Origin of the sequence: Variovorax sp. 160MFSha2.1, assembly GCF_048305075.1 — a bacterium.
GTDB classification, from domain to species: Bacteria; Pseudomonadota; Gammaproteobacteria; order Burkholderiales; family Burkholderiaceae_C; genus Variovorax; species Variovorax guangxiensis.
Window position 1 is genome coordinate 6,541,895 of sequence record NZ_CP157624.1, and the last position, 17,014, is coordinate 6,558,908.

Genomic DNA, 17,014 nt, shown 5'->3' on the forward strand with positions numbered 1-17,014 from the left:
GTGGTTGCGGCCGCGGCGCTCACTTGTCGTCCTCCGCGTTCGGGTCGAGCCCGAGCTGCTTCTCGAGCCAGAAGCACAGCAGCACCGCCACGCCGATGGCGACCACGATGTTGAGCTTGAGCGGCAGCGCGTAGGCAGCGACCGCCGTGGCGCCCGCGATCAGCGCGGCCAGCACGCGCAGGCGCGTCGTGGCCATCGAGCACACGATGGCGACCAGGCTCAGCACGCCCGCGAAGCTCAGGCCCCACGTCTGGGGAATGAAGTTGGCCAGCGCGATGCCCACCAGGCTCATGCCCATCCAGGCGCACCAGGTGACGAAGTAATTGCCCGTGAGGTAGGCCTCCTGCGCCTGCTGCTCGGCCACGGTCAGCGGCGGTTTGGGGTACTTCTTGGTGAAGAGCGCGTAGCTCATGTCGGCCGTGAGGTAGCCGTGCACCATGCGGCGCCAGCGCGGCATGTGCATGAGGTAGGGCCGCAGGTGCAGGCTGAACACCACGAAGCGCAGGTTGACGCAGAAGCCGGTGGCCAGGATCACCCAGGCCGGCGCCCCGGCGAAGAGCAGCGGAATGGCCGCCAGCTGCGAACTGCCCGCGTAGACCAAGAGCGTCATCGCCACCGCCTCGATCAGGCTCATGTTCGACTTGACCATGGCCACCCCGGTCATGAGCCCCCAGGCGCCGATGCCCAGCGCCACGGGGGTCATGTCGCGCACGCCGACCCGGAATTCGGGGCGGCCGCGGATGCTTTGCGAGAGGAACATCAGCCGAACGCCTGCCCGGGCTTCAGGTCGAAGCCGTGCAGGAAGGCGGTCACAGGCAGGCGCTTGCCGCCGGGCCGCTGCAGTTCAGTGAGGACGACGGCCGATCCGTCGGCCGCTGCCACCTTGACGCCGGCCGGGTCGACGGCCAGGATGGTGCCCGGCGCGGCCGAAGAACCCGCCGGGGCCTTTTCGGCGCGGGCCGCCCAGAGCTTGATGGTCTCGCCGTCGAGCGGGCTGTTGGCGCCCGGGAACGGGTCGAAGGCCAGCACGCGGCGCACGATGGCGTCGGCGGGCTGGCTCCAGTCGACCTGCGCCTCGTGCTTCTCGACCTTGCTGGCGTAGGTGACGCCTTCGGCCGGCTGCGGCGTGCGGGTGAGCGTGCCGATGCGCGCGAGCGCCTCGACGATCATCTTTCCGCCGAGCTCGGCCAGGCGATCGTGCAGGCGGGCGGTGTTGTCGCCCGTGCCGATGTCGACGGCCTCGCGCAGCAGCATGTCGCCGGTGTCGAGGCCGGCGTCCATCTGCATGATGGTGATGCCGGTCTGTGCGTCGCCCGCCTCGATGGCGCGGTGGATCGGCGCCGCGCCGCGCCAGCGCGGCAGCAGGCTCGCATGGATGTTCAGGCAGCCGTGCGCCGGCAGGTCGAGCACCCACTGCGGCAGGATCAGGCCGTAGGCGGCGACCACCATCACGTCCGGCTTCAGCGCGAGCAGGGTGTCGCGCGCGGCGGAGGCCTCGTCGGGGTACTTGCCGTCCAGGCGCAGGCTGCGCGGCTGGGCCACGGGCCAGCCGTTGGCGACTGCGCACTGCTTGACGGGAGAAGCCTGCAGCTTCATGCCGCGGCCGGCGGGGCGGTCGGGCTGGCTCATCACCAGCACGACCTCATGGCCGGCGGCGGCGATGGCTTCGAGCGCGACGCGCGCGAACTCGGGCGTGCCCGCGAAGACGACTCTGAGGCGGCTCAATCCCGGATCCGATCGAACTCGAGATCGTCCCCCGTGTGGTAGCGCCGGACCACGCCGGTCGGGTCGATGTAGATGTACAGCATGCGGCGCTCGTTCACGGCCTTGTAGCGCCAGGTCCAGACGGCGCCATCGAAGGAGCTGACGCGGGTGATCTCATAGGGCCGGCCGTAGAAGGCCATCACGTCGTTCTGGCGCCACTGGTTGACCTTGATGTCCTGGCCGAAGCGCGCCTCGCTGAGCACCTGCGTCACCGAGACCACCTTGCCCGAAGAATCGACGTCGATGTCGACCACCTCGAAGCCGGCCGGCATGCGCGAGTACTGCAGCCGCTCGCCGCCGCCCGTGAGCGGATAGCGGCCAGTGGGCGCGCCCAGTCGCTGAAGGGTGTCGGCGGCGGTGGTGCCGGGCTGGATGCGGGTGGGTTCGCTGGCGCAGCCGGCAAGAAACCCCAGGCTCGCGGCCGCGAGAAGTGCCAGCGCCGGGAGGGAGCCGGAGCGCCGGCCTGCGTTCATGGGGTTCAAGCCCGCTCCCGCAGTTCTTCGCGCTGCTGCTTCAGCAGCTTGCTCTTGATGCGGTTGCGCTTCAGGGGGGAAAGGTATTCGACGAACACCTTGCCCAGCAGGTGGTCGAGTTCGTGCTGGATGCACACGGCCAGCAGGCCTTCGGCTTCGATGGTGCGCGTCTCGCCGTTCTCGTCGAGCGCCTGCACCTTCACCGAGGTGGAGCGCAGCACGCCGTCGTAGATGCCGGGCACCGAGAGGCAGCCCTCCTCGTTCACGACCTTCTCTTCGCTGGCCCAGGTGATTTCGGGGTTGATCAGCACGATGGGCTGGTTACGCTCCTCGGACACGTCGATGACGACGAGGCGCTCGTGCACGTCGATCTGGGTCGCGGCAAGGCCGATGCCGTTGGCGTCGTACATGGTCTCCAGCATGTCGGCGACCAGCGTCTTGATGCGCGCGTCGACGCCCTGCACCGGCTTGGCCACGGTGTGCAGGCGCTTGTCCGGGTAACTCAGAATGTTTCGTTTGGCCATGAAATCGGGGGAAAGTTGTGGCTATTTTCGCCAATTCCGCGACGACACGCGGCTCCGGAGCCCGAAAACGTTGCCCTCCCAAGGGCTTCAGCGCAGAATTCGTAGCAAATTGTGAGATTCGTATGCGCAGCGATACGTCGCGCGCTCACCCATCAGACATGAAAAAGCTCAGACTCACCGACCGCAAGCGCCCCTCCTTCCTTGCCACGCTGACAGCCCTGGCGGTGATCGGCAGTTGCGGCGCCACGACGGCCTGGGCTCAGAACTACCCCATCACGCCGCAGCAGCGCGCCACCGCCCAGCAGACCGCCCAGGCCGGCGTGCCGCTGAGCGAACTGTCGCCCAAGGCGCCCGACGAATACACCGTGAAGTCGGGCGACACGCTCTGGGCCATCTCCCGCCTCTACCTGCTGCGCCCCTGGCGCTGGCCGGAACTGTGGGGCATGAACATCAATGAAATCGCCAATCCGCACCGGATCTACCCCGGCCAGGTGCTCTACCTGGACAAGAGCGGCGGCCGCGCCCGCCTGACCACCCGCCGCGGCGGCGTCAGCGGCGACGGCGGAACCATCAAGCTGTCACCCCGCACCCGTTTCGACTCGCTGGCCGGCATGGCGCTGCCCACGCTCAACCCGAGCATCATCGAGCCCTTCCTGAGCGAGCCCATCGTGGTGGACGCCGGCACGCTCGATGCCGCACCGCGCATCGTGGCCGGCAACGACAGCCGCGTGCTGCTGTCGCGCGGCGACCGGGCCTATGCCCGCGGCACCGCCGAGGCGCCGCTGGTCGAGGTGCCGGGCCCCGTGCAGAACTTCCGCATCTTCCGCAATGCCACGCCGCTGAAGGACCCGGGCACGGGCGAGATCCTCGGCTACGAGGCGCAGTACCTGGGCAAGGCCCGCCTGCAGCGCGGCGAATCGACCACCGTCGAGACGGTCGAGGACAAGGACGTCATCACCGTCGTGCCCGCCAGCATCGACATCATCGCCTCGCGCGAGGAAATGCGCGCCGGCGACCGCCTGCTGCCCGAGCCCCCGCGCCAGCTGCTGAGCTACGTGCCTCGCGCGCCGTCCACGCAGGTCGAGGGACGCATCATCTCGGTCTACGGCAACGCGGTGCAGTTCGCGGCGCAGAACCAGGTGGTGGCCATCAACAAGGGCACGCGCGACGGCGTCGACAACGGCCACGTGCTGGCCATCCTGAAGAACGGCGAGACCATCCTCGACCGCACCGGCGCGCGCAAGGAAACCATCAAGCTGCCCAACGAGCGAATCGGCCTGCTGATGGTCTTCCGCACCTTCGAGAAGGTCTCCTACGCGCTGGTGCTCGAAATCAACGACACTCCGCGCGCCGGCGACTTCCTCGTCAATCCCTGACCCGCGACCCCGGCCTTTCTTCTCTCACACTCGATTGGAACGCGCAGAACTCGCAGGCTGGCTGCGGCTTTCGCTGACGCCCGGCATCGGCGATGGTGCCGCGCGCCGCCTGCTCGCGGCCTTCGGGCTGCCCGAGCGAATCTTCAGCCAGCCAGACGCCGCCTTGCGCGAGGTCGTCTCGCACGCACAGGCCGAGGCGCTCGCGCAGCTGCCCAACGGCCTGCAGGCGCAGATCGATCTCACCTGGCAATGGCTGCAGGCGGGCGACGACAAGGTCTCGCGCCGCGTCGTCACGCTCGGCGACGCCGGCTACCCGGCCTCCCTGCTCGAAATGGCCGACCCGCCGCTGATGCTCTACGTGCTCGGCGCCATCGGCTTCGACCTCACGCAGCTCGGCCACAGCATCGCCGTCGTGGGCAGCCGCAACCCGACGCCGCAGGGCGCGACCAATGCGCGCAGCTTCGGGCGCGCGCTCGGCGAAGCGGGGCTTCCCGTGGTGTCAGGGCTGGCGCTGGGCGTGGACGGCGCGGCGCACCAGGGAGCGCTCGATGCGGCAGGCGACGCGCCCGTGCTCGCGACAGTGGCCGTGGTGGGCACCGGGCTCGATCGCGTCTACCCCGCGCGGCATCGCGACCTTGCGCACCGCATCACGCTGCAGGGACTGATCGTGAGCGAGCTGCCGCTGGGCACGCCGCCGCTCACGCAGAATTTTCCGAAGCGCAACCGCCTGATCGCCGGGCTGGCGCGCGGCACGCTGGTGGTCGAGGCCGCGCTGCAGTCGGGCTCGCTGATCACCGCGCGGCTCACCTCGGAGCAGGGCAAGGAAGTGTTCGCGATCCCCGGCTCGATCCACTCTCCGCAATCGCGCGGCTGCCATGCGCTGATCCGCCAGGGCGCGAAGCTCGTGGAATCGGTGAACGACATCCTCGAAGAGCTGCCGCCGCTCCACGCACCTCGCACTGCCTCGGCTTCGCCCCTCTACGGCAACGCGACGGGCGTGGCCGCTGCATCTTCTTCATCGCCGGAAGACCCGCTGCTGGAGGTCCTCGGTTTCGAACCGGCGAGCCTCGACGCGCTCAGCGCACGCACCGGCTGGGGCGCCGCCGAGCTGCAGGCGAAGATGCTCGAGCTCGAACTGGACGGGCATGTGTCCCGGTTGCCCGGCGGTCTCTTCCAGCGCGTGGCTTCCACCTAGTTGGCATTGCATGAACGTCGGCTATATTGGGCCCATGTTCGAAGTGCTTGTTTTTGTCTACGAAAACTACTGGCGCGGCGACGCCTGCCCCGAACCCGAGCAACTGGGCCGCAAGCTCAGCGCCCATGGATTCGAGGCAGAAGAGATCCGCGAAGCCCTTCACTGGCTCGACGGCCTCAGCCTTGCGACGCAAGGCCTGCAGATCGAACGCAGCCCCGACGACGAGGCCATCGCCACCGTCGTGATCGGGGGCAGGCCCGAAGCGGCGCTGCCGCAATCGGGCAACGCGATGCGCATCTACTCCCAGGCCGAGCAGGAGCACCTCGGCGCCGAGTGCCTCGGCTTCATCCGCTTTCTCGAATCGTCGGACGTGCTGCCCTGCGGGCTGCGCGAGATCGTCGTCGAGCGCGCGATGGCTGCGCCGGGCGATCCGGTCGCGCTCGACGAGCTGAAGATCATCGTGCTGATGGTGCACTGGAGCACCGGCATCGAGCCCGATGCGCTGGTGCTCGACGAGCTGTGCGAAAGCCGCGAAGGCCGCACCGCGCATTAGGCTCGCCTCCAGGCTGCGCGGCACTTCGTGTCCGCTACGCCACCCCCTACCGGGGGCAGCACCTGAGGCCCGGCAGAGCCGGTTCCTCGGTGTTCCGCGAAAACAGCCGCGCAGCAGTTAGTTCAGAAGGCGCTCCGGATTTGCATCGAGCTTCGCCAGCGCCTCGCGCGTGGCGCGCACCGTGAGCGTTTCTTCTTCCGCCGGCACCAGCAGGCCGGCCTGCAGATAGGCCGCAAGACGCCCGGCCTGGATCAGGAAGCTGCGGCCGTCGCCCGAAGCGAACAGGTGCAACTGCTTGCGGTCGCTGCGCCAGACGAACTGCACCTGGCTCACGCGGTCGTTGTGGTCGAGCATGAACCAGTTGCCCACCTGCAGCTCGTGCGCCCAGGCGATCATGTCCTCGGGCACCTTGGCGCCTGCGGTGTCGGGAATGACCTCGATGGACGCGGCATCCACGCCCAGCAGCAGCTCGATGCTGTGCGCGTCCAGCGGCAGGTCGGCGGTGCCGCCGACGTCGCTCACGAAGTCTTCCAGGTGCGCCAGCCGCTCGGCCATGGCCTCGATCTTGGCCTGCGGGATCGCCTCGGTCTTCGACATGAAGGCATCCGACAGCGTGGCGCCGATGGTCTTGATGTGCGCTTCCTGCGGCTCGTCGACGATGCCCAGCAGCGCCATGCCCTGGCGCAGGCGCTGCAGCAGCTGCGGCAGGTCCTGGATCACGCGGGCGCGATCGGTGCGGTTGGGCTTGGCGCTCGCGGCCCACACCAGTTCGGAGGCCACTCGCTTGAGCATCACGGTCTGCTCGCCCTGCGCGCCGTAGCGCAGCGCGGCGATGGCCAGCACCTCGGCCCAGATCTTGAAGAGAAACTCCCGGATCTCGTCGCGCACCGGCATGTCGTTCAACATCTTGCGCAGCTCGATGGTGTACTGGATCGCCATCGTCTCCTTCTGCTCGACCTGCTGCGCCACGCTCATCACGCGCTGCGTGGTGTCGCTCTGCGTGAGGTAGCGGTTGAGGAAGGCGACGAATTCGTCGAACACCAGCTTGAACACGCGCTGGCCGGTCTCGGGGTACTGCTCGATGACCTGCACCACGCGGCGGATCTCGCCTTCGAGCGCACTGCCGGTGATGGCGGCAGCATCGAAGCCCATGACGCACGAGCCCATGCGGTCGATCAGCATGCGCGCGGGGTGCTGCAGGGTGCCGAAGAACTCGGGCTCGGCGATGGCCACGCGCAGCACCGGCATCTGCAGGCGCGCGAACCACACGCGCGCCGAGAACGGAATGCGCTCCTCGGCCAGGATGGCCTGGAACATCAGCGCGACGATCTCGACGGTAGCCTTGTCGGCTGTGGTCGGCGCGCGCTTCTTGAGCTCCGCCGTGCGCCGGCGAAGGTCGACGGCCGTCTGCTGCATCAGCGTGGCCTGCTCGGCCGCGCCTTCCATGTACTGCGTGGCGGCCATCCGGTAGGCGGCTTCGGCCTCGGCGATGGCGCCGGCGAATGTCCGGGAGAAGGCACGCGGCGCCGGGCTGACGCCGCCGCCGACCTGGTTGCCCGGCTGGCTGCCGGGACTCATGGTGCGGCCTTCCGCGCCGACGGCCTGGAACGCGCCACCGGCGGCGCCCGGGTCGCCGCCGATGCGGGCGGTGACGAAACGCTTGAGGCTCAGCAGCGCGGTCTGCGCACGCTGCCGCGCGATCATCAAAGGCGAACCGCCGGTGGTTGTCGTGGTGGTGGTAGTGGGAGCCCCGCCCGGCACGGAGAACTGTTGCTGCTGGCCTTCGAATCCGAAGCCGGGCCGCTGCACGGCCTGGGGTTGGGCCTGGGATTGGGCCTGGTGTACGGCCGGCACGCCGCCGTCCATCGGTGCGGCACCCGATCCGCCGCCGGTGCCGCCCGTGCCCGCGGCATTGCCCGTGCGCCGGACAAAGCTCTTGAGGTCGATCTCCGGCATCACGCCGTTGGCGATCAGATAGGCGTTGGCGCTCTCGTAGGCCTTGACGATCACGTCGACCAGGCCCTGCTGCACCGTGTCCTGCACGCGAGTCCAGAGGCCCCGGCTCAGGCCGGCCGCGAGCCATTGCTCGACCAGCAGCTTGGCCAGCGTCTCGGGCTTGAGCACGTCCTTGGAGTCGAGCTCGGTGGTGCCTTCGAGATGCTGGATGCGCAGGCGCAGGTCGCTGAGTTCGAAGCTGGCCTTGTCGTGGATGAGCTGCGCGAGGCGCGAGGAGAGGATGTTGCTTTCCACCACCTCGTCGCCGATCAGCTCCAGGCGCAGCGCCGAGGGCAGGGTGCCCGTGCCGCCGGAGCTGGCGGCCAGCGCCTTGCGCCAGCCAGCCTGGCTGAGGGTCACCCACTGGGTGGCCTGCCCCTGGAAGGCGACGAAGTCGTCGCGGTTGTCCTGCATGGAGCGGGCGGTGCCGGCCTCGGTGGATAGCGTGGTCAGCCGGTCCCGGATCGCGCGCGCCAGCGGGGCGATGGCGCCTTCCGTGGCCGAGACGAAACGCTCACGCGTCTCGCGTGCGAGCTGCAGGGAAGAAGCGGACCGCGCAATGCTCATTGAAAGGTCGGAAGGGCCAGGGTAGTCGATTCGTTGGCGACAACCGGAGCTTGCATCGGGACGGGCCGCCGCACAAGTGTGGAGATTGCCCGGCGTTGCATGCGAACCGCGGCGGTTGCCGCCGCGGTCGCCCTGGGTTGTCGAACCCTGGAGTATCCGTCAGACGACGGCGCCGGCGTTCGGGTCGTCCTCGGAGCCGCCGTCGCGCTTGGTCGGGCCGCCCTTGACCAGGTCCTCGCGCTTCACGCCGAGCCACATGGCGATGGCCGCCGCCACGAAGGCCGACGAGTAGATGCCGAAGCAGATGCCGATGGTCAGCGCCAGGGCGAAGTAGTGCAGCGTCGGGCCGCCGAAGAAGAACATCGACAGCACCACCAGCTGGGTGGAGCCGTGGGTGATGATGGTCCGGCTAATGGTCGAGGTGATCGCGTTGTCGATGATCTCTGTGGTCGACATCTTGCGGTAGCGGCGGAAGTTCTCGCGGATGCGGTCGAAGATCACCACCGACTCGTTCACCGAGTAGCCCAGCACCGCCAGCACCGCCGCCAGCACCGCCAGCGAGAACTCCCACTGGAAGAAGGCGAAGAAGCCCAGGATGATCACCACGTCGTGCAGATTGGCCAACACGGTAGCCAGCGCGAACTTCCACTCGAAGCGGAACGCCAGGTAGATCATGATGCCGACGACCACCATGCCCAGCGCCTTCAGGCCGTTGGTGGTGAGTTCGTCGCCGACCTGCGGGCCGACGAATTCGTTGCTGCGCAGTTCCACCGACGGGTCGGCCGCCTTCAGCGAGTCCATCACCTCGGCGCTCTGCTGGGCGGAGGTCACGCCCTTCTTCACCGGCAGGCGGATCTGCACCGACTTGCCGAAGCTCTGCACCTGCACTTCGGTGTAGCCCAGCTTGCCGACGATGTCGCGTACCTTGCCGACGTCGGCCGACTGGTTGTAGGCGACTTCCATCACCGTGCCGCCGGTGAACTCCACCGACAGGTGCAGCCCGCGGTGGAACAGGAAGAACACCGCCAGCGCGAACGTGACGACGGAGACGATGTTCAGCACCAGCGCGTGGCGCATGAACGGAATGGTCTTGTGGATGCGGAAGAATTCCATGGCTGTGCGTCCTTCTTCTGCCGCTTACTTGATTTCGGCCGCGGCCGTGCCGTCGGTCGAGGGGCGCCACACCGTACCGATGGACACCGACTTGAGCTTCTTCTTCTGGCCGTACCAGAAGTTCACGAGGCCGCGCGAGAAGAACACGGCCGAGAACATCGAGGTGACGATGCCGATGCAGTGCACCACCGCGAAGCCGCGCACCGGGCCCGAGCCGAAGGCCAGCAGTGCGATACCCGCGATCAGCGTGGTCACGTTGGAGTCCAGGATGGTGCCCCAGGCGCGTTCGTAGCCCGCGTGGATCGCCGCCTGCGGCGACGCCCCGTTGCGCAGTTCCTCGCGCACGCGCTCGTTGATCAGCACGTTGGAGTCGATCGCCACGCCGATGGCCAGGGCCATGGCCGCGATGCCCGGCAGCGTGAGCGTGGCCTGCAGGATCGAGAGGATGGCCACCAGCAGCAGCAGGTTGACGGCCAGCGCGATCGACGAGAACAGGCCGAACAGCGCGTAGTAGATGCACATGAACACCATGATCGCGGCGAAGCCGTACATCACGCTGTCGAAGCCCTTCTTGATGTTCTCGGCACCCTGCGTCGGGCCGATGGTGCGTTCCTGGATGATTTCCATGGGCGCGGCCAGCGAGCCGGCGCGCAGCAGCAGCGCGAGGTCGTTGGCCTCGGCCACGCTCATCGAGCCCGAGACCTGGAAGCGGTTGCCCAGTTCGCCGTTGATCGAGGGAGCCGTGAGCACTTCGCCCTTGCCCTTCTCGAAGATCAGCATGGCCATGCGCTTCTTGTAATTCTCGCGGCTGACGTCACGCATGATGGTGCCGCCCTTGGAGTCCATGGTCAGGTCGACCTTGGGCTGGTTGCTCTGCTGGTCGAAGCCGGGCTGCGCGTCGGTGAGGTTCTCGCCGGTGACCAGCACCTGCTTCTTCACGATCACAGGGCGACCCGAGCGGTCGAGGAACTTCTCGGAGCCGAAGGGCACCGGGCCGCCGCTCAGTTCGGCGGCGCGGCCTTCGGCGCTTTCGTCCACCAGGCGCATCTCGAGCGTGGCGGTGCGGCCGATGATGCGCTTGGCCTGGGCCGGGTCCTGCATGCCGGGCAGTTGCACGACGATGCGGTCGATGCCCTGCTGCTGGATCACGGGTTCGGCCACGCCGAGTTCGTTGATCCGGTTGTGCAGCGTGGTCACGTTCTGCTTGAGCGCCGCGTCCTGGAAGCGGCGGGCGGCCTCGGGCTTGATGCTGGCCACGATGCGCCATTCGCTGCCCTGCTGGGTCTCGACGGTGCTCAGGTCTGGCATCTGGTCCTGGATCAGGCGCCGGGCGATCTCGACGCTGTCGGCGTCGCGCAGGGTGATCTCGACGGTCTGGCCGTTGCGGTTCACGGCGCTGCCGCGCACCTTCTTCTCGCGCAGGCCCATGCGGATGTCGCCGGCGAAGGACTCGGCCTTCTTGTCGAGCACGCCGCGCATGTCGACCTGCAGCAGGAAGTCGACGCCGCCGCGCAGGTCGAGGCCCAGGTACATCGGGAAGGCGTGCAGCGCCGTCAGCCACGAGGGCGAGCGCGACACGAGGTTGAGCGCCACCGTGTATGAAGCGTCGTCGGCGTCGGGCACCAGCGCCTGCTGGAGCGTGTCGCGCGCCTTGATCTGGTCGTCGGTGGTCGCGAAGCGGGCGCGCACCGCGGTGGGTTCGAGGGTCAGCAGGTCGGGCGTGAGGCCCGCCGTCTTGAGCAGCCCCTCCACCTTGGCCTGGGTCGACGCGTCGATCTTGACGGTCGACTTGGCTGCCGACACCTGCACCGCAGGCGCCTCACCGAAGAAATTGGGGAGGGCGTAGATGAGCCCCACGAGCAGCACGACCACGATGATCGCGTACTTCCAGACCGGGTAACGGTTCATGAGAAAGCGCTTTTTCTGAAACGGAACACGGCGTGAATTGGGGCCCCGCGCCCGAAGGCGCAAGGTCAGCTCACGCCTTTATTTGACGGTGCCCTTGGGCAGGACCTGCACTACCGCGCTGCGCTGGATCTTGATCTCGACGCCGTTGGCGATCTCGAGGCCCAGGTACTGGTCGTTCAGCGAGGTGATCTTGCCGAGCAGGCCGCCGGCGGTGGCGACTTCGTCGCCCTTGGCGAGCGCCTCGATCATGGCGCGGGCTTCCTTCTGGCGCTTCATCTGGGGCCGGATCATGACGAAGTACAGCACCACGAACATCAGCACCAGCGGCAGCATGCTGCCGAGCGAGGACATCATGTCGCCGCCGCCTGCAGCGGGCGCGGTCTGGGCGAAAGCAGAGGAAATGAACAAGAGAGTCTCCAGCAGAGGGAAGAGAAAGAAAACGTGTGGGAGCGCGGGCCACGCCCGCGGTTCCTTGGGGTTCGCGGCCACGCGGGATGCGGGTGCGCCAAGTCAAAGCGCGGCGGGGCCTGGCCGCGCACAGCACCGGGCATTGTATTCGGCGCGGATGGCCGCCCGGAGCGCTTATCCGGCGCGGCGGGGAGGGCTTTCAGCAAGCTTCCGGGCACCGCATTTGCTACACATTTGATAGCAACCTCAAGGGGCGTTCCCGACTTTTGACTTTTTTGCGGACTGCGCCCATTGCGCGAGGAAGCTTGGGTCCACGGCCGCCGGAGAATTCCCGCCGCACCACCCGAAAAGCAAGGAGCCTTCATGAGCAAGCGCAACAGCTTGACGACAGCCAGCGCCACACCGGCGCTTCACAAGGAGCCAGGCGCCCTCCTCGCGGACCTGCGGCAATTGATCGAGCAGGCCCGGCAGGCGGCCGTCGCCTCCGTGAACGCGGGGATGACGCTCATGTACTGGCGCATCGGCCAGCGCATTCGCACCGAAGTGCTGGGAGGCCGGCGCGCCGGCTACGGAGAAGAAATTGTCGCAACGCTGTCACGACAATTGGCGAGCGACTACGGCCGCGGCTTCGAAGAGAAAAACCTCCGGCGCATGGTGCAGTTCGCCGAGGTGTTCCCGTCCGAGCAAATTGTCGTACCGCTGGTGCGACATTTGAGCTGGACGCACTTTCTCGCACTGCTGCCGGTCAAGGACCCGCTCGCGCGCGACTTCTATGCACAGATGTGCCAGTTGGAAGGCTGGAGCGTTCGCACGCTGCGTGAGCGCATCGGCTCGCTGCTCTACGAACGCACTGCGGTGTCGCGCCAGCCCGACGTGCTGATCCGCCAGGAACTCGACGAGCTTCAGCGCCAGAACTCCACCGAGCCGGCACTACTGCTGAAAGATCCTTATGTGCTCGACTTCCTGGGCCTGCAGGACCGCCACCTGGAGAAGGATCTCGAGGACGCCATCCTGCGCGAGTTGGAAAGCTTTCTGCTCGAGCTCGGGGCGGGCTTCAGCTTTGTCGCCCGGCAACGGCGCATCCAGCTCGACAACGACGATTTCTACATCGACCTGCTCTTCTACAACCGCAAGCTGCGCCGGCTGGTGGCGATCGAGCTGAAGCTGGGCGAATTCCGCGCCGAGTACAAGGGGCAGATGGAGCTCTACCTGCGCTGGCTGGCCCGTCACGACCAGGAGCCGGGCGACGCGCCTCCGCTCGGCATCATTCTTTGCACAGGCAAGAAGCAGGAACAGATCGAACTGCTCGAGCTGGACAAGTCAGGCATCCACGTGGCGGAATACCTCACCGTCCTGCCGCCTCGCGAAGTGTTCGAACAGAAGATCCACGGCGCCCTGGTGGCTGCACGCGCCCGGCTGGACGGCCGGCTCGCCGACAACCGGCCCGACTGAGCCGGCCTCCTGCGATCCTGGCTCAGGCCGCCGCGCGCTGCCCCTGCGGGTTGCGCCACTTGGCCATCAGCTCGCTCCAGCGGGTGCGGGCGGCCGCCAGGTTGCGGTCCTTCACGTGGCCGTAGCCGCGGATCTGCTCCGGCAGGCTCGCGATCTCCAGCGCCAGCGCGTGGTTGTCGGCACGCAGGGCGCCGATGACTTCCTCGATGGCGGCGCGGTATTCGCCGATCAGTGCGCGCTCGGTCTTGCGCTCTTCCGTGCGGCCGAAGATGTCGAGCCCCGTGCCGCGCAGGCCCTTGAGCTTGGCCAGCAGCCTGAAGCCAGTCAGCATCCAGGGGCCGAACTTCTGCTTCTGCAGCTGCCCCTTGGAGTTCTTCTTCGCGATGATCGGCGGCGCCAGGTGGTAGTTGAGCTTGTAGTCGCCTTCGAACATGCCCTCGATGCGATCGAGGAAAGTGCGGTCGGTATGCAGGCGGGCGACTTCGTACTCGTCCTTGTATGCCATCAGCTTGAAGAGGTAGCGCGCGACCGCCTCGGTCAGCGCGGTGCTCTTGCCCACGGCCGACTCGGCCTGGCGCACCTTGCCCACGAAGCGCTTGTATTCGTCGGCGTAGGCGGCGTTCTGGTAGCCGGTGAGGAACTCCGCGCGGCGCTCGACGATGCTCTCCACCGACTCGCGCTTCTTGAACTCGATGACCTGCCCCGGGCGCACGCGCTTGACCAGCTCTTCCGGCCGCACGGCTGCCTGGCGACCCCATTCGAAAGCCGCCTTGTTGTTCTCGACGGCCACGGCGTTCAGCTCGATGGCGCGCATCAGCGACTCGTGCGCCAGCGGGATCCAGCCCTTCTGCCAGGCGTAGCCCAGGATCATCGGGTTGACGTAGATGGTGTCGCCCATCAGCGCGGTCGCGGTGGCATCGGCGTCGAAGCTGCCTACGCCGTCCACGCCCACGGCACGCGCGATCTCGGCGGCGCAGGCTTCCTCGGGGTTCTTCCAGTTGGCATTACGCACGAAGGCGGCCGTCGGAGAACTGTGGCTGTTGAGCGCGACGTGCGTGCGCCCTTCGCGCATGCGCGCCATGGTCTCGGCGTTCACCGTGACCAGCGGGTCGCAGGCCAGGATCAGGTCGGCCGCCGCCGTACCCACGCGGGTGGTGCGGATGTCGTCCTGCGTGTCGCCGATGAGCACGTGGCTCCAGGTGGCGCCGCCCTTCTGCGCGAGGCCGGCCGCGTCCTGCGTGACGATGCCCTTGGCCTCGATGTGCGCCGCCATGCCCAGCAGCTGGCCGATGGTGATGACGCCGGTGCCGCCGACGCCCGCCACCACTACGCCCCAGACCCTGCCGCCGGCCAGCGACGGAATCGAGGGTTCGGGCAGCAGGCCGAACTCGGCCGGCGTGGCCGCCTTGTTCTTGCCCTTCTTCTTCAGTTGGCCGCCCTCGACAGTCACGAAGCTCGGGCAGAAGCCCTTGAGGCAGCTCATATCCTTGTTGCAGCTGCTCTGGTTGATGGTGCGCTTGCGGCCGAACTCGGTCTCCAGCGGCTCCACGCTCAGGCAGTTGCTCTGCACGCTGCAGTCGCCGCAGCCTTCGCAGACCAGTTCGTTGATGACCACGCGCTTGGCCGGATCGACCGCCGTGCCGCGCTTGCGGCGGCGGCGCTTCTCGGTGGCGCAGGTCTGGTCGTAGATGATGGCCGTGGTGCCCGGAATGGCGCGGAACTCGCGCTGCACGTCATCGAGCAGGTCGCGGTGCTTCACCTGCACGTGGTCGCCGGGGATGCTCACGCCCTCGTACTTCTCGGGCTCGTCGGTGACGATCACCACCTTCTTCGCGCCCTCGGCATGCAGGCTCTCGGCGATCTGCAGCACCGAGTGCCCTTCGGGCCGCTCGCCGACCTGCTGGCCGCCGGTCATGGCGACCGCGTCGTTGTAGAGGATCTTGTAGGTGATGTTCACGCCCGCCGCGATGCTCTGGCGGATGGCCAGCAGGCCGCTGTGGAAGTAGGTGCCGTCGCCCAGGTTCGCGAAGATGTGCTGGTCGGTGGTGAAGGGCTGCTGGCCCACCCACGGCACGCCCTCGCCGCCCATCTGCGTGAAGCCGATGGTGGAGCGGTCCATCCAGGTCGCCATGAAGTGGCAGCCGATGCCGCCCATCGCGCGCGAGCCCTCGGGCACCACAGTGCTGGTGTTGTGCGGGCAACCCGAGCAGAACCAGGGCTGGCGCGTGGCGTCGGCCACGCCGGTGGAGGCCTGCTGCAGCGCCATCGAGCGCTCCTTGGCTTCCAGGATGGCGAGCTGCGCGTCGATGCGCGCGGCCATGTCGGCGCCGGCCGCGGCCAGGAGGCCGGTCTTCTTCAGGCGCGAGGCGATGGCCTTGGCGATGAGCGCCGGGTTCAGGTCGGCGTTGGCGCGCAGCAACGTGTGCGAGGTCGGGTTGGGCATCGACCATTCGCCGCCCGAGTAGCCCTCGGCCGCATGCACCTCGCCCTCGTCGAACTTGCCGACCACGTTGGGCCGCACGTCGGGGCGCCAGTTGTAGAGCTCTTCCTTGAGCTGGTATTCGATGACCTGGCGCTTCTCTTCCACCACCAGGATCTCCTGCAGGCCGGTGGCGAACTGGCGCGTGAGCTGCGCCTCCAGCGGCCACACCACGCCCACCTTGTGCAGGCGGATGCCGAGCTGGCGGCAGGCCGCGTCGTCCAGGCCCAGGTCGATGAGCGCCTGGCGGGTGTCGTTGTAGGCCTTGCCGCTGGCCATGATGCCGAAGCGGTCGTTGGGGCCCTCGATCACGTTGTGGTTGAGCCGGTTGGCGCGGATGTAGGCCAGCGCGGCGTACCACTTGTAGTGCATGAGCCGGGCTTCCTGCTCCAGCGCGTGGTCGGGCCAGCGGATGTGCAGGCCGCCGGGCGGCATCTCGAAGTCGGTGGGAATGACGATCTCGACGCGGTCGGGGTCGATCATGGCCGTGGCGCTCGACTCGACGATCTCCTGGATCGTCTTCATGCCCGACCACACGCCCGCGAAGCGGCTCATGGCGAAGGCGTGGATGCCCAGGTCCAGGATTTCCTGCACGTTCGCCGGGAAGAACACCGGCGTGCCGCAGGCCTTGAAGATGTGGTCGCTCTGGTGCGCGGCGGTGGAGCTCTTGGAGATGTGGTCGTCGCCCGCCACCGCGATCACGCCGCCGTACTCGGTGGTGCCGGCCATGTTGGCGTGCTTGAAGACGTCGGAGCAGCGGTCCACGCCCGGGCCCTTGCCGTACCAGATGCCGAAGACGCCGTCGAACTTGTTGGTGCCCTGCGGGGAGAAGCCCAGCTGCTGGGTGCCCCAGAGCGCGGTGGCCGCGAGCTCTTCATTGACGCCGGGCTGGAAGACGATGTTCTGCTCTTTGAGGAACTTGCTGGCTTTCCACAGCGCCTGGTCGTAGCCGCCGAGCGGGGAGCCGCGGTAGCCGCTGATGAAGCCGGCGGTGTTCTTGCCGGCCTGCTGGTCGCGCAGCCGCTGCAGCATGGGCAGCTTCACCAGGGCCTGCACGCCGCTCATGAATGCGCGGCCGTAGTCGAGGGAGTACTTGTCGTCGAGCGTGACGGTTTCTAGGGCCTTGCGAATGTGCGCGGGTAGCGGTGCATTCATGTCGTCTGTCTCCGTTTGGCAGGGCCTCGTGGGCCTGGCTGTTTCTGGGTCT

13 protein-coding genes are annotated in these 17,014 nt (G+C 67.7%); 4 read left to right on the plus strand and 9 right to left on the minus strand.

The annotated features are described in order from the left end of the window. Window positions 1–19: 19 nt before the first annotated feature. The 4 genes from ABL838_RS30310 to def are packed head-to-tail and all read right to left on the minus strand — an operon-like array spanning window position 20 to window position 2,761. Window positions 20–760 carry an AzlC family ABC transporter permease gene (locus ABL838_RS30310; RefSeq protein WP_184639450.1) on the minus strand — a complete coding sequence of 247 codons (741 nt, stop codon included), beginning with the start codon at window positions 758–760 and terminating at the stop codon, window positions 20–22. Then, the gene (fmt, locus tag ABL838_RS30315) at window positions 760–1,725 is read right to left on the minus strand and encodes a methionyl-tRNA formyltransferase (protein ID WP_418123308.1); all 966 of its coding nucleotides are present in this window, start codon (window positions 1,723–1,725) and stop codon (window positions 760–762) included. The genes ABL838_RS30310 and fmt overlap by 1 nt, the downstream gene beginning before the upstream one ends. Then, window positions 1,722–2,237 (minus strand): hypothetical protein, encoded by a 516-nt coding sequence (locus tag ABL838_RS30320; RefSeq protein ID WP_418125930.1) that lies wholly within the window; start codon window positions 2,235–2,237, stop codon window positions 1,722–1,724. The genes fmt and ABL838_RS30320 overlap by 4 nt, the downstream gene beginning before the upstream one ends. Window positions 2,238–2,242: 5 nt before the next feature. Continuing rightward, window positions 2,243–2,761: a peptide deformylase gene (gene def / locus ABL838_RS30325; protein WP_184639444.1), complete on the minus strand. Its 519-nt coding sequence runs from the start codon at window positions 2,759–2,761 to the stop codon at window positions 2,243–2,245. Between the two features lie 158 nt (window positions 2,762–2,919). On the opposite strand from def, the gene ABL838_RS30330 reads away from it, so the two are divergent. From ABL838_RS30330 to ABL838_RS30340, 3 genes are read left to right on the plus strand one after another with little or no spacing between them, the layout of a single operon-like run. Beyond that, window positions 2,920–4,137, plus strand: coding sequence for a LysM peptidoglycan-binding domain-containing protein (locus ABL838_RS30330; RefSeq protein WP_418123309.1), 1,218 nt, complete (start codon window positions 2,920–2,922; stop codon window positions 4,135–4,137). Window positions 4,138–4,171: 34 nt separating this feature from the next. Continuing rightward, window positions 4,172–5,332, plus strand: a complete 1,161-nt coding sequence (gene dprA, locus ABL838_RS30335) for a DNA-processing protein DprA (protein WP_418123311.1) — start codon at window positions 4,172–4,174, stop codon at window positions 5,330–5,332. A 34-nt stretch (window positions 5,333–5,366) separates the two neighbouring features. After that, complete coding sequence (locus tag ABL838_RS30340) at window positions 5,367–5,885, plus strand: DUF494 family protein (protein WP_369660401.1); 519 nt, start codon at window positions 5,367–5,369, stop codon at window positions 5,883–5,885. A gap of 117 nt (window positions 5,886–6,002) precedes the next feature. Here the strand turns inward: ABL838_RS30340 and ABL838_RS30345 are convergent, their stop codons facing one another. The 4 genes from ABL838_RS30345 to yajC form a co-directional block, all read right to left on the minus strand. Next, a complete protein-coding gene (locus tag ABL838_RS30345; RefSeq protein ID WP_418118432.1) occupies window positions 6,003–8,447 on the minus strand; it encodes a DUF1631 family protein in 2,445 nt (814 codons plus the stop codon). Between the two features lie 159 nt (window positions 8,448–8,606). Next, on the minus strand, window positions 8,607–9,560 hold the full coding sequence (gene secF / locus ABL838_RS30350) for a protein translocase subunit SecF (RefSeq protein ID WP_126021111.1): 954 nt from the start codon (window positions 9,558–9,560) through the stop codon (window positions 8,607–8,609). A gap of 24 nt (window positions 9,561–9,584) precedes the next feature. Then, window positions 9,585–11,468, minus strand: a complete 1,884-nt coding sequence (gene secD / locus ABL838_RS30355) for a protein translocase subunit SecD (protein WP_418123312.1) — start codon at window positions 11,466–11,468, stop codon at window positions 9,585–9,587. A gap of 78 nt (window positions 11,469–11,546) precedes the next feature. Next, a complete protein-coding gene (gene yajC / locus ABL838_RS30360; protein ID WP_093196024.1) occupies window positions 11,547–11,876 on the minus strand; it encodes a preprotein translocase subunit YajC in 330 nt (109 codons plus the stop codon). Window positions 11,877–12,239: 363 nt separating this feature from the next. Between yajC and ABL838_RS30365 the strand changes: the two genes are divergently transcribed. Next, on the plus strand, window positions 12,240–13,328 hold the full coding sequence (locus tag ABL838_RS30365; protein WP_418123313.1) for a PDDEXK nuclease domain-containing protein: 1,089 nt from the start codon (window positions 12,240–12,242) through the stop codon (window positions 13,326–13,328). A 22-nt stretch (window positions 13,329–13,350) separates the two neighbouring features. Here the strand turns inward: ABL838_RS30365 and ABL838_RS30370 are convergent, their stop codons facing one another. Further along, window positions 13,351–16,962, minus strand: a complete 3,612-nt coding sequence (locus ABL838_RS30370) for an indolepyruvate ferredoxin oxidoreductase family protein (protein ID WP_418123314.1) — start codon at window positions 16,960–16,962, stop codon at window positions 13,351–13,353. Window positions 16,963–17,014 lie beyond the last annotated feature (52 nt).